A 13,652-nucleotide genomic window follows, 5' to 3' on the forward strand; every position below is an offset into this window, starting at 1 on the left:
ATAGGCATCATTGATTAAAGGCCTTGAAGCCAGTGAAATTAAAACTTGTGAAATAGTTCATAAATATATTGATAGTCTATACTTTGAGTTTAACCTATATCGTAGATTCTTAGTTAGAAATGTACCATTTACTTTGAGATTTATACATATCCTTATATTTCTGAAACTTTTGAAATACACCTGAAGTATTTTTAAATATACTTCCTTTAGAAACAAATCGAGTATCATGTCCATTAAATTCAACTTTTCCCTTAGTAGGAAAATATATGCCTATAAGAAGTCTTACAATGGTACTCTTTCCCGCACCATTTTCACCAACTATTGCAACAGTTTCACCAGGTTTTATATCAAAAGAAACATGCGATAGTGAACTTTTAGTACTTCCAGGGTAAACAAAAGAAACATCTTCTATATTTATTCCAGGAATCCCCTTTGTTTTTACATCTTCTCCTTTACATTCGTCCATGTCAAGAAATCTTATAAGATTTTTCACAGTACCAATCTTTGGAAGTACGCTGCCTATATTCCAACATATCATTTCTTCCATCATTCCTATAAGCATATCTAAAGATCCAAATACTGCACCAAAAGCACCTATTGATATTGATTTATCTAATGCACATTTTACAAGAATCAGAAGAATTATAATATAACCGCTTAAAGTTAAAAGCTTTAAGCTGAATTCTATAACTGCAGATTTTTTCTGAGTTTTGAAAGCCTCATTATTAATTATTGATAAAGCATTTTTATAAAGTTTTTTAAAGTATCCAAAACATCCTAAAATTCTAGTCTCTTTAAAATATTCCCTATCCATAATACATTTTTCATAGTATTGGTATTCTTGCTTTTCCGCCCTTTATAGCAATCATAAATAATGGAACTGAAATGAGTACTATTAATACTGCAGACCACCATACCTGAGTAAGAAGTACAACTAATATTCCTAATACAGTGAGTATAAGTGAAATCATGTCAAAGAACTGTCCATATGCTTCCTTGCAATGTTTTTCAGGTTCTTTGCATACTCTTGATATTAAATCCCAGCTGTCTTGGCTTTCAATGTAGTTATATTTATTCCCCCTTATATATATATAAAGTAACTCCATACATAAAATAGATTCCATGTCGTTTACAAAAAAGCTTTAACTTCAAATTATATTTTGTTGCAAATTTCAGGAGGCATACATGCTGGACGTACAAAAAATAACACCGCTATCTAGCCGGTGTTATTTGTAAATATCTATTTTATAGGGGAATCTTATTTAATTTTAAAGTTTAAAGTTTTTAAAGTAGTATTTCTTATCTTCCTCTGTAACTTCTCTTATTATTTTACAAGGATTACCTACAGCTATAGAATTAGATGCAATATCTTTAGTTACAACGCTACCAGAGCCAATCACTACATTATCACCAATAGTAATTCCTGGATTTACTATAACACCACCTCCTATCCAAACATTATCGCCTATATTAATTGGAAATGCATATTCAAGTGCTGCATTGCGTGGTTCAAAATGAATAGGATGACCTGCGGTAAAAAGGCTTACGTTTGGTGCAAACATAACATTATCACCAATTGTAACCTTAGCGCAATCTAAAATAGTACAATTGTAGTTACTATAAAAATTTTCTCCAATAGAAATATTATATCCATAGTCACATCGAAATGGTGATTCTATATGGAACCCACTCCCAACTACACCTAATAATTTTTTTACAATTTCCATTTGCTTCTCACCTTGGCTTGGGCGTAGAGTGTTATAGTCAAATATCATTTCTTTTGCATATTGGCGTTCAGATAATAGTTCTTCTCCGAATGCTTTATATGGTTTTCCACTTAACATTTTTTCTTTTTCTGTCATAGCCTCTTCCCTCCATATTATATAACGCTTGAAAATCATTTTCTCTTATTATTCTACCATATTTACTGTCATTTAAATCCAAAATATGAATAATTATATTTTTAGATAATTTGAACTCAAAAGTTGTAAAACTAGTTTATTATGTTTATATGTAGAACATTGAGAAATCTCGAGATAGGGAAATCATTAAATGTACTATAGCAAATAGTGAACTTCAGTTTACAAAAAAAGATATGGGCTTCATTTTAAACTATGAATCCCATATCTTTTTTTATATTATTATTTTATATGACTAACTTTAATATTCTATATTGCAATAATTAAACCTACAATTAATGCGCTTAATATACTTACACAGAAACCACCTATCATTCCTCTAAAAGCAAGTTTTGATAGTTGTCCTCTCTTATCTGGACAGAATACTGATATTCCTGATACACAGATTCCCATACTTGATATGTTTGCAAAACCTGTTAATGATACTGCAAGCATAAGTCCTGTTCTATAATCTAATGTGCTAATTACTTTACCAAGTTGTCCAAATGCTACAAACTCATTTAACGCCATCTTACTTCCAAGTAATTGCCCTGCAAGTAATACTTGGTCATTCGGAACACCCATTAAATAACCTATTGGTGCAAATGCATATCCGAGTATTCCTTCCAGTGATACTCCAAAGATTCCAAGAAACCCATTAAGCATTGCAACTAGTGCTACTATTGCTATAAGTACTGCACCAATTCCAAGAGCCATATTAAGCCCTGCAGATGCGCCTTCTGAAATAGCTGATATTAAGTTTTCATTATCACCCTTATTATCTATTTTTAAATTCTCTATTTCACTCGCCACTTCTGCCTCTGGAATTAATATTTTAGAGATAATTATACTTCCGAGTGGCACTAATGTACTACCAATTAAAAGATATTCCATAGGTATTCCGAGACCAACATATCCCATTATTACACTAACGGACATACTACCCATACCTGATACAAGCACTAGCATTATTTCACTTTCAGTCATTTTAGGTAGATACTTGCTTACAAGTAATGGTGAATCTGTTTGCCCTAAAAACATATTTGCTACTGCCACAAAACTTTCTACTTTGCTTGTTCCAATAACCTTTCCTATTGCTCCACCTATTATTTTAATTACAAGCCCTAAAACTCCTAGATAAAATAAAGCTGAAACCAATGCTGATACAAATATTATGTTACCTAATACTTGTATACCAAATACCATTCCTGTTGGTGCAGCTCCGTCTGCTAATGATCCAAATATAAAGTTTAACCCCGCACTACCATAGTTTAAAACGTTACTAACCCCATCTGATACATTTTGTATAACTACTCTTCCCAATGGAACTTTAACTAATAAGATTGCCACTACAAATTGTATAGCAAATGCCCTAATAATTAATTTCTTATTAATATTGACCTTATTATTTGATACTAGATATAAAACACCAAATAACATTACAATCCCTAATAAGTTTCTTACTATTATCATAAATTATTCCTCCACCTTTTCCTAATTCTTATACAATTTTACTAATTATTGATAATTTAACCCTTTAAGAACCTTTAAAAATAACAAGTCAATACGCTTGTCTATTTTTCAGCATGCCTTATTAGTTTATTTTATACAACTATTTTAAAATCTTATAACTTTATTATACCAAAGGCTAGTAATTATTGGTGTCTTTATTTAAATAAATTGTCGAATTTAATAAAATAAATTAAGTTTCTAAAAAAATAGGATATTGCAGCCACTAGCCCTTATTTATTTTCTGGCAAACAAAAGCACTAAAAACTAATCAACAGAAAAGTTTTCAGTGCTTTTTTAAAAAAAAGCATATGCGGAGCTACTATTGCTACAACCTTAATTATTTAACCTTTTATCACCGTTAAAAGCATTTGGAATCTTGCGCGAGCTTCAAGTCCATGAGGAACATTAGAAGGCATGATTATTGTTTCGCCTGCCTTAACATTGAAAACATCATTATCTATGGTAATTTCCGCTTCACCATCTAATACTTGAACCATAGCGTCTCCAGGAGTTACGTGGGTGCTGATACCTTCTCCTTTATCCAGTGAGAATAATGTAATACTCACAGATGGTGTCTGCGCAATCGTTCTACTTATAACCTGGGCCTCTTGATAAGATATTAAATTCTTTAAATCAATTACTTTTGAGAATTCTATATTTTTAATTAAGCTTTTCATACTGTTACCCCCTCAAATTCTTTAATTACAGTATATTACTATTAGTGATAAAAGTCCGTAACTTACGTTACCTTTTATAATAATTATCGACAGTTGCAGTCTCCTTCAGAAAATTTCCCGGGGTATATTACCAAATTGCGGTACAACTTATTTTGCTAACTTTCTTCTACATGATCAATATAGTCAACATTTTTCAATTCGGATAAAGCATCTTCTACTGATATATCATCTATGATTCTGGCAGTAAGAATTAAACCTCTCTCTATACCTTCATCCCACTGAAAATCAGTCATAACGGCATCAATACCTAGATTTTCAGCCATGTCTTTTGCACTAATCGTATCAGCTTTATAATCTTCAAGCCCCTCTTCTGTTATTGTGACATCATAAATTGTACTTTTCATTGACATTTTATACACCGCCATATCATTAATATTTTTTAACCTACTATATATATATAATGTTCTACAGAAATCTTAAAATATACCTGTATTTTTGGTTTAAATATATGGTTGACGAGTCAACAAAATCGTTCTATAATAAGGTTGACTTGTCAATTAAAACAAGAAGTTTTTTAATATACTTGAGTATAAGGGGGTTAAATTTTGAAAGAAGATATAATGCATTTAATTAAACTCAATAATAAAATTTTTAGAACCACCCAGGTTTATTTGGATAAGGTGTTAAAGAAATATGAATTAAGCAGTGGTTCTTACCCATATTTACTTGTATTAAATGAAAATGAAGGTATAAGCCAGAATAAAATAAGTAAAGAATTAGGTTTTGATAAGGCAATGTCAGCTAGGACTGTCACAAAACTTATAAACCTTGGATACTTAGATAGAAAAGAGGATGAGGCCGATTCTAGAGCATATAAATTATATTTAACACAGGAGGCTAAGATTATAATTCCAAATGTGCTCAATGAAATTCATAAGTTGGAAGGTCTAATAACAAATGATTTAAGTGGAAAGGAGAAAGTTATTACCCTAGATTCATTGAATAAGATTTTAAATAATATGAAAAATTTTAAATTATAAGGATAAAAGGAGAATATAAATGGAAGCAGCAAATAATAGCATTAATAAACATAGATGGGTAATTCTAATTATAATTGTAATGGTAGTTTTTATGTCTACCCTAGATAGTAGCATTGTAAATGTAGCTTTACCTGTTATGGCTAAATCTTTAAATGTGACATCAGCAGGTATTCAACTGGTAGTAACCAGTTATTTAATTATAATTTCAGCAACTATATTAGTTTTTGGAAGATTGGGGGATATAGCTTCTAAAACAAAGATATTCAAGTTTGGTATAGCTTTATTTACACTTGGTTCTTTATTTTGTGGAGTAACAAGTTCACTGTTTGTTTTAGTCCTAGCTAGAGTAATACAAGCCGTAGGCGCCGCAGCCACTATGGCAAACAGCCAAGGGATTATCACTGCAGTATTTCCATCAAATGAAAGAGGGAAAGCACTAGGAATCTCAGGATCCTTCGTGGCACTTGGAGCTTTAGTTGGGCCTCCACTGGGAGGATTTATAGTACAAGCTACTAGTTGGGAATATATTTTTTTAATAAATGTCCCAATAGGTATAATAACTTTACTTTATAGTTTTAAGATACTTCCTAAAGAACACAAAAGAGCAAAAGGAAAATTAGATGTGCCAGGAGCGTTATTGTTTATGTTTGCTATAGTTCCTCTATTTGTAGCTTTAGGTAAAGGTCAAGAGGTTGGATTTACTCAGCCCATAATTTTATTAGGGTTTTTAATCGCAATTATTTCTTTTATTGTATTTGTTATGGTGGAAAAGAAATGTGAAGACCCTTTATTACAGCTAGAAATTTTCGAAAATAAATTGTTTTCACTTAGTATATTTTGTGGATTCATATCCTTTGTAGCCATCTTTTGCTCAAGTATTATTCAACCTTTTTATCTTCAGGATGTGATGAATTTTTCACCTTCATCTACTGGTTTATTACTTATGATCTATCCATTAGTTTTGTCTGTGGTGGCACCTCTTAGTGGACATTTTTCAGATAAAATAGGCTCAGAAATTTTAACTTTTATTGGGTTAGTAGTTTTAAGTTTAGGTTTAATATTAATGTCAACTCTAAATGAGAAATCTTCAACTATAAGCATGGTAATTTTTATAGGGGTTATGTCACTGGGTACTGGGTTATTCCAATCACCTAATACTTCTTTAATAATGTCAACAGTATCAAAGGATAAGCTAGGCATTGCAGGGAGTATAAATGGACTTGTAAGAAATTTGGGAATGGTATGCGGCATAGCTTTATCTACTACTCTTTTGTATAGCATGATGAGCTATAAAATTGGATATCATGTAACAGATTACGTAGTAGGAAGAAATGATGCATTTATTTACGGCATGAAAACTGTATATATAACTGCAGCGGTTATTTGTATGATTGGGGCAATTTTAACCTCTTTGAGATTATTTAATCGTAAAGATAAATTAGAAAACTAAAAAATACCTGATCTACACAATATTATATTCCCGTATCAATAGTATTATTGATTGCGTTATTTATTTTTAACTTAATAGTTTTTATACGTACCGCCAACATTCACGACAAAATCCACTTTAAGACATAAAATTGACATAATCATGATAAAATAACGGCGAAGTCAACTAAAGATACATATGAATTATGCATTAGGTATTCAATCTGAACATATTTTTCTATGGAATATACATTATTAATAGTATAATTAAGTAAATATTAGTCTTATATAGATTAAATTAAAAAGGAGATATAACTATGAGAAATACAGCCCTTTTAGTTGTAGACGTTCAAAATGCACTAGTCTTAGCCAAGCCTTTCGCAGTAGAAGAGGTCATTAGTAATATAAAAAAATTAATTAAAACATGTAGAGAAAAAAATGTAGAAGTAATTTATATTCAACATACTGATAAAATTGGGGGTGAATTAGAGCCTAATTCAGAAGGCTGGAAAATCTATGGAGAAATAAGTCCTGCTATAAATGAAACGGTAATAAGTAAAACTTTTAATTCTGCTTTTAAGGAGACAATTTTAAAAGATTATTTAGATAATAAAGGTATTAACAAATTAATTATGACAGGTATGCAAACAGAGTATTGCTTTGATACTACTTGTAAAGTTGCATTTGAGTATGGGTTTAAGTTAATTATACCTGAGAAAACAAATACAACATTTAATAATGGAAATATATTAGCTAAAGATCTATATGAACATTATAACTTTAATATATTTAATGGTAGATTCGGTATTGTAGAATGCCTAGATAATACAATAGAAAGATTAATAGGTTAACTAATAATAAAGCTATCCAATATAACGAAATTTATATTGGATGGCTTTTTTATTTTATTTATAGCTAATATTTGATATTATAGGCAATTAGCCTCTAACCCCAATATCGGAATTAGTGATGGACAAGAAGTTATACCTATTATGGTATTCTATTAGACTATTCCCAAGGTCCATGTACCTACATTTTAATAATATAATAAAAAATTCCACAAAACTTAAAAAAGTCTGTGGGTTTTTTCATAGTACATACGTCTAAACCTATGAGAACTAAATTAAAGGGGGATTTTTATGAGAAAAATAGGTACGATTACTTCTTCAATAGGGCTAATTTTTCTTGGTATCTGGATGATTATATATATGAATAATCCAGAACTTGGTAAGCAAATTTTTATATGGTGGCCTGGGATTTTCATTCTACTGGGAATAGAGATATTAATACAGTCTAATAGAAAGCATGAGAACTGTAGAAATCAATTTAATTACTTGACGATTTTAATTATATTTTTGTATTTAGGAATAAATGTATTCCTAAATTTATCCGGAAAATTTGGAAGCATAATAGATAAAGTTGGGTCTGGCATTGAATTTAACGACGAAAACTTTAAAATAGGTTCTTTAAATAACACAAAAAAAATAAGTACATCTAAAACCTTATCTATTAATGGAAATAGACTTGTATTTAAAGCTCCCAATGCGGATATTAAGATTTGTAGATCACAAGACCAAAATATAAAAATCCAAGCAGATATCTATGTGAAAGAAAATAGTTCTGTTAATGATTATAAAATAGCTGAGGAAAAAACTATGGAGGGGTATGAGGTTAATATTAAAGAAAGTTATATTAAACATGTCAAGGCATATATATATGTACCTTATGGATACAATTTAAAAATCGATGCTGCTAATTGTCAGATAAAAACTATTGATTCAAATATAAAATCTAATATAGATATTGATGCAAGTAATGCAAATATTTCCTTAGAGGGAGATATTGAAAAAAGCAATATAAATGTTTCTAATGCTAATATATATTTTAGAAATAAACTTTGTAAAGATATAAATATGAATGCAAGTAATGGTAAGATTACTGTATACACAGAGAGTAAGAACTTAAATGTAGACGCGAATATAAATAGTGGAGCATGTATAGTAAATGGAGAGAAAAGAGTAAATAAAGGAATATCAACAAAAATTGGGAATGGGGACGGTAAATTAAAAGTTGATATTGCTAATGGGGTAGTGAGTGTTAATAGTCAGGAGTGATTTTTTTGGAAGAACACCAAATAGTAGAGAGACTTAGAAACAAGGACAATGAGAGCTTTATTGAAATAGTAAATAAGTACAAAAGAAAGGTTATCTCTTTATGCTATGCATATACTCAAGATTACTTTGAAGCTGAAGATTTGTCGCAAGAAGTATTTATTGCCTTGTATAATAATATAGCAAAATTTAGAGAAGAATGTTCGTTATCCACATATATTTATAAAATATCAATATCAAAAGCTTTAGATTATAAGAGAAAGAGAAATCTAAAGGGATTTTTAACCGGACTTTTTACTAATAATATTCAACCGACGGAATGTGACATAGATGAGAAAAATCATGTCAGGAAATGCATATGTAGCCTTCCACGAGATTTAAAAGAAGCTGTAGTATTATACTATTATGTAGGGTTAAAGGAAAAGGAAATATCTAAGGTTTTAAATGTATCTCAAAAAACTGTAGAGGGAAGAGTTTATAGGGCAAAACAAAAACTGAGGATAGAAATTCAAAGGGGGGATATCGAAATATGCACGAAAAATGGGATGATTTAGATAGACTAATACTAAATTCCTTTGAAGAACATGAGCTAAGTAGCAATTATAATGAGAAGCTAATAAACAGAATTGAAAAGAATAAAAAAAGTTCAATAGATATTCCTGCTATGTCACTAATTGTTGCAGGGCTGACTATGATGCTGATAATTAGTACTAACTTACAATATAAAATAATTAAAACACAATGCAGATTAAAAACAGAAATTATGGTTGTGCAATATAAATATAATGAAAACATGAATGATTTAAAATATTTGATTGGAGATGGATATAATGCAAAAAAGAAATGATTTTTTAACCTTTATGGCGGCCTTAGTTCCTGGGCTTGGATATATGTACTTAGGACTTATGAAAAAAGGAATACAAGCGATGGTTATATTTTTCATGGTGGAACCCTTATTTAGATTTATTGGTTTAGGAGGATTAACAAGCGTAATTCAAATTCCACTTTGGTTCTATTTGCTCTTTGACACATTCAATATCGCTCATAAGCTTGATCGCGGCGAAAATGTATGTGACTCTGACTTTATATTTAGTAATTATCATAATTTCAATAAGAAAGAAAATCTAAATAATGATACTATAGAAAACATGAAAGATAAAAGTGGGCTAATAGTCGGCTGTGCATTGGTGATAATAGGTGTTCTTTCAATTATTAATAAATTATTTGGAAGTAATTCAATATATGATTTTATAAAACAGAGCATAGGAATATACTTTGTACCAGTACTTTTTATATTTATTGGGGTATATCTTCTAGTGAAGCCACATCAAAAGAAATAGTATAATTCCTTTATAATATTCCTATATGTCATCCCAAGATATTTCCTATATAATGAAAAGTTATATTTTTATGAATGTACGATTTTATATTAAATCGTACATTCGTTTATGACGCAATTTAAGAAAACTCTGTCTTAACAGAGTATTTCATCTCCTTCAATAACAATCATAACAGAATATTGAGTTGAAAACATACCACCAGTTGTACTATATTGAATGTCCTTAATTTTCAATTTATTTAATTACACATTGTCCTGGACTTTTGAACCAGCATAAATGGCGACCTCTACAGTGTTTAATATCTTTTTCTGCTAAAAATACATATACAGTTTCTGCCCTAATATTTATTTATATAACTTTAGGTTCTCTCCTTGACTTTCAATCCACATATTTAAAAGATCTTTTAAATCATCAACCTTTTCTTTATCTGTAGATACCTCATTAGGTTTAAGTTTTTCTACAACTTTGAACTCAAAGGCATTCTCTCCGTAAGCAGCCCAATCCTCTTGTAATCTTTTAATTTTAATCCTACCTAAATTTAATTGAAACTTAATTGATTCAAAGGGCTTATATAAATTTGTACATATATTCACATTAGAATATCCATTAACCGTATTATATATTTGAATTATACCCATCTGTATTTCTTTCTGCTTATAGTTGTTTATAATTTCTTTTTTATTTATATTTCTCATTATATTTTCCTCACAATTCTTATAATATTTGCTGCCATCATTGGTTCTGCTCAAGTATCGATGGTCTACCAGGTACCGTCGTATTATTGCATCATCTTCATAAATAGTTTTAATGATTTTCTTTACTTCAGCTTCCGTATATTCTCTATCAGGTTCAAACAAATCAGCAAACCTTGGTAATAATGCTTTCCGCTTCTCTTCTTTAACAGGGAACACACGAAGCTTCGGATTTTTTATTTTTGGCATCTTTTCCTCAGCTAATTCCATAACCGCCAAAAATGCCCGTGCTTGTCTTGCCCTCTCTCTCAATGCAAATCTCATATTTCTTACTGTGGATTCTGCACATGCAAGCTTCATTGCTATTTCTTTGTCACTATATTTATTAGATACCATATCTAAAAACTCTTTTTGAATTTCAGTCAATCCTGTGTATTTCTTGTCCAGCATCAGCAGCATTTCAATAGGAGTTCCATGATTTGCAGTATGAATATTTACACTTTCATCATTTTCGCCAATATATTTTCCACATATTAAACAAATAAATTCTGCTTTTTTACCATCCCATACATAACTTCTTTTAAAATCTTCAATAGTTGCACTGCGAATAAACTCATTCATATCTTTCTCCTGTCTATTAATTTCATAGACAGCATAACATTTTTTCTTTATTTTTGTCAACTATAAATTTGTAACAAATAAAATAAAAGGAGAACCCACATCATCAGAGGATTCTCCTTCTTTATTACTTCTCAAATATCTGTATATATTTCATCTAAAGTGAATTTCTACGTCTTTATTATTTTAATGGCTATCTCATTTATGATTATTGAAATACACTCTATATCTGCAATTTATTTAGATGATAATTTCATTATTTAAATTAAGCTATATCAATGCTTTCACAGAAAGCCTGTGTCATTTGTAATACGATTTATCCTATCTAATTCTAATCTTTCCAATATGCACTTAAGTCGTTAGATTAAATGGATAACAAATGCAAGTGATAGTGGGAATGTAAATAGAACAATACCCTATATTTAAATCAGCTTCTCAGGAATAAATTTAGAAGAAATTCTCTTTATTAATATATAATCAATTATCAGGAGAACACCACCCGCTGTAAACATAATAAGGTTATTAAGCATAATTACACCTGTCATTTGTCCTACCAATAGAATAACTACAGGAAGAACAAGAATTCCACTTACCTGCTGTGCTTCCTGAAAGGTTTTTGACTTTGCTGATACCATCACAGTGAAGGTTAAGGATAACAAATTAATAGCAGGTGAAATCCAAAGTATTATAATGAGCCATTTTATATCTGGAAAAATAAGTCCTCCAAAATATATGAATCCACTTATATTGATTATTATGCCAAAAGCTATAAATGAAAGCAGGGTTATAATATAGGATGGTATAAAAACGCCTAAAATCTTTGCCCTTAGCAGTTGTTCCATGGATATTGGTGTATAAAGTAGTGTCTCCATTGTCTTATGTTCTTTTTCGCCTACTAAACTGCTGGCTCCAATAATTCCTGAACACATTATGGGAATTATAAGAAAGTATGATGGAAACATATAATTTATAGCAATTTTTATTACAAGTTGTGCAGGACTATATGCCTTATATTCAGAAGGTAGCTTTTTAAGAAGAGAGCCGAACCCTCTTAAGACATCTGAAGCATTCCCGATATAATTGACACCGATAATTAACGCCAAAGGTATAAGTACGGTGAGAACAATTGGTACAATAGCCATTGGCACAATTACCCGCTTTGAACTTGTTATTTCATTTAAATCTTTTTTAATTAATACTTTTTCATTTCTATTCATATTAATCCACCCCCATTATTACAATGTTACACCGTCGGCTGTGCCTTTTATATACATAAAATACAGCTGCTCCAGGGACCATTTCTGTTGCAGCACCTCATAAATTTCTCCGCCGTTTGCTATTATATTATGTATAATAGCATTCACTTCGGCGTCCCCTGAAATAGATTTACTATATAGATTATGATCTTCATGAATAAGTCCAAATTTCTCTGAAATATTTTTTCCCCTGATTTTTATTCCCCTGATTTTTAATTGAAGACTTGCATTTTTCTTTGACGCGAGTTCATCAAAAGTACCGAATCCAAGAATATTACCATCATTTATAAAGCCATACAATGTGCAAATATTTTCAGCGTATTTTAACTGATGAGTGCAAAGAAAGATTGTAACTTCATTTTCTTCTGCAAGTTCTTTTATAAGTTTTGAGACATTAAGTGCATTTTCTGGGTCCAAGCCAGAAGTAGGCTCATCAAGAAATAAAATTTGAGGATTGTGAATAATAGCTATAGCTAGAGACACTCTCTTCCTCATCCCTGTACTTAAAGCTTTAACCTTCTTATTTCTTATATCTAGTAATTCCAGCCTTTTTAAAATGAAATCTATGCGCTGCCTCAGCAGCTTTTCTTCCATACCATGCATTCTTCCAAAGAATTTTAGATTTTCCTCAGCCGTAAGATTTTCATAGCAGGAAGAACTTTCGGTCATAACTCCACATAATCTATGGAGTTCAAGATTATGTTCATTCACAGGCTTTCCTAAAATTTCAGCATGACCTGAGGTTGATGAAAGAATTCCATTGAGAATTCTAACAGTAGTAGTTTTTCCCGAGCCGTTAGGACCAAGAAATCCAAATATTTCACCCTTGGGTATGCGCAGACTTATATTGTTTATTGCATTAGTCTTTCCATCATAAGATTTTTTAAGATTCGATATATTTATTGCATTCATTTTTTTCACCTCACAATTATTAAACGTGCACTCTCGGAAACTCTTAAGGCACTGCTAACTCTTGATTCATTTTGCTCAAAAATCAACTTCACCTCAAAAATTCGTGGTGCCTCATATTGTACGAATAACCTAGAAAATTTAAGCTATTCGTATTATTTTTTATTTTTT

At 30.5% G+C, this 13,652-nt stretch carries 16 protein-coding genes; 7 read left to right on the plus strand and 9 right to left on the minus strand.

Annotation, left to right across the window (positions count from 1 at the left end):
• Positions 1-109: 109 nt before the first annotated feature.
• From ACWJJT_RS05215 to ACWJJT_RS05240, 6 genes are all read right to left on the minus strand, one after another.
• Positions 110-814, minus strand: a complete 705-nt coding sequence (locus tag ACWJJT_RS05215; protein WP_462956281.1) for an ATP-binding cassette domain-containing protein — start codon at positions 812-814, stop codon at positions 110-112.
• 10 nt (positions 815-824) lie between these two features.
• Positions 825-1,106: a hypothetical protein gene (locus tag ACWJJT_RS05220; protein ID WP_462956282.1), complete on the minus strand. Its 282-nt coding sequence runs from the start codon at positions 1,104-1,106 to the stop codon at positions 825-827.
• 162 nt (positions 1,107-1,268) lie between these two features.
• A complete protein-coding gene (locus tag ACWJJT_RS05225; RefSeq protein ID WP_462956283.1) occupies positions 1,269-1,862 on the minus strand; it encodes a sugar O-acetyltransferase in 594 nt (197 codons plus the stop codon).
• Positions 1,863-2,168: 306 nt separating this feature from the next.
• Complete coding sequence (locus ACWJJT_RS05230) at positions 2,169-3,371, minus strand: NupC/NupG family nucleoside CNT transporter (protein ID WP_462953045.1); 1,203 nt, start codon at positions 3,369-3,371, stop codon at positions 2,169-2,171.
• A 380-nt stretch (positions 3,372-3,751) separates the two neighbouring features.
• Positions 3,752-4,087, minus strand: coding sequence for a cupin domain-containing protein (locus ACWJJT_RS05235; RefSeq protein ID WP_462956284.1), 336 nt, complete (start codon positions 4,085-4,087; stop codon positions 3,752-3,754).
• A gap of 155 nt (positions 4,088-4,242) precedes the next feature.
• Positions 4,243-4,497, minus strand: coding sequence for a hypothetical protein (locus ACWJJT_RS05240; protein ID WP_220287069.1), 255 nt, complete (start codon positions 4,495-4,497; stop codon positions 4,243-4,245).
• Between the two features lie 195 nt (positions 4,498-4,692).
• On the opposite strand from ACWJJT_RS05240, the gene ACWJJT_RS05245 reads away from it, so the two are divergent.
• The 7 genes from ACWJJT_RS05245 to ACWJJT_RS05275 all read left to right on the plus strand — a co-directional run bounded on the left by ACWJJT_RS05245 (position 4,693) and on the right by ACWJJT_RS05275 (position 10,006).
• Positions 4,693-5,127, plus strand: a complete 435-nt coding sequence (locus tag ACWJJT_RS05245) for a MarR family winged helix-turn-helix transcriptional regulator (RefSeq protein WP_462953046.1) — start codon at positions 4,693-4,695, stop codon at positions 5,125-5,127.
• A gap of 19 nt (positions 5,128-5,146) precedes the next feature.
• Positions 5,147-6,577: an MFS transporter gene (locus tag ACWJJT_RS05250; RefSeq protein WP_462953047.1), complete on the plus strand. Its 1,431-nt coding sequence runs from the start codon at positions 5,147-5,149 to the stop codon at positions 6,575-6,577.
• 295 nt (positions 6,578-6,872) lie between these two features.
• Entirely contained in the window at positions 6,873-7,406 is a 534-nt protein-coding gene (locus ACWJJT_RS05255; protein WP_216303641.1) for a cysteine hydrolase family protein, read from the plus strand.
• Positions 7,407-7,694: 288 nt separating this feature from the next.
• A complete protein-coding gene (locus tag ACWJJT_RS05260; protein WP_462956285.1) occupies positions 7,695-8,669 on the plus strand; it encodes a hypothetical protein in 975 nt (324 codons plus the stop codon).
• A 5-nt stretch (positions 8,670-8,674) separates the two neighbouring features.
• Positions 8,675-9,220: an RNA polymerase sigma factor gene (locus ACWJJT_RS05265; protein ID WP_216303639.1), complete on the plus strand. Its 546-nt coding sequence runs from the start codon at positions 8,675-8,677 to the stop codon at positions 9,218-9,220.
• Positions 9,196-9,513, plus strand: a complete 318-nt coding sequence (locus ACWJJT_RS05270) for a hypothetical protein (protein ID WP_216303638.1) — start codon at positions 9,196-9,198, stop codon at positions 9,511-9,513. The genes ACWJJT_RS05265 and ACWJJT_RS05270 overlap by 25 nt, the downstream gene beginning before the upstream one ends.
• Positions 9,497-10,006, plus strand: a complete 510-nt coding sequence (locus ACWJJT_RS05275; protein WP_220287065.1) for a hypothetical protein — start codon at positions 9,497-9,499, stop codon at positions 10,004-10,006. The genes ACWJJT_RS05270 and ACWJJT_RS05275 overlap by 17 nt, the downstream gene beginning before the upstream one ends.
• A 344-nt stretch (positions 10,007-10,350) precedes the next feature.
• Here ACWJJT_RS05275 and ACWJJT_RS05280 read toward each other — a convergent pair whose 3' ends face one another.
• From ACWJJT_RS05280 to ACWJJT_RS05290, 3 genes are all read right to left on the minus strand, one after another.
• Positions 10,351-11,319, minus strand: a complete 969-nt coding sequence (locus ACWJJT_RS05280; RefSeq protein ID WP_462956286.1) for a DUF2087 domain-containing protein — start codon at positions 11,317-11,319, stop codon at positions 10,351-10,353.
• 419 nt (positions 11,320-11,738) lie between these two features.
• Positions 11,739-12,533, minus strand: coding sequence for an ABC transporter permease subunit (locus ACWJJT_RS05285; RefSeq protein ID WP_220287064.1), 795 nt, complete (start codon positions 12,531-12,533; stop codon positions 11,739-11,741).
• Between the two features lie 18 nt (positions 12,534-12,551).
• Positions 12,552-13,484 carry an ABC transporter ATP-binding protein gene (locus ACWJJT_RS05290; protein WP_462956287.1) on the minus strand — a complete coding sequence of 311 codons (933 nt, stop codon included), beginning with the start codon at positions 13,482-13,484 and terminating at the stop codon, positions 12,552-12,554.
• Between the last annotated feature and the right edge of the window lie 168 nt (positions 13,485-13,652).

Source organism: Clostridium sp. CM041, from assembly GCF_055081035.1.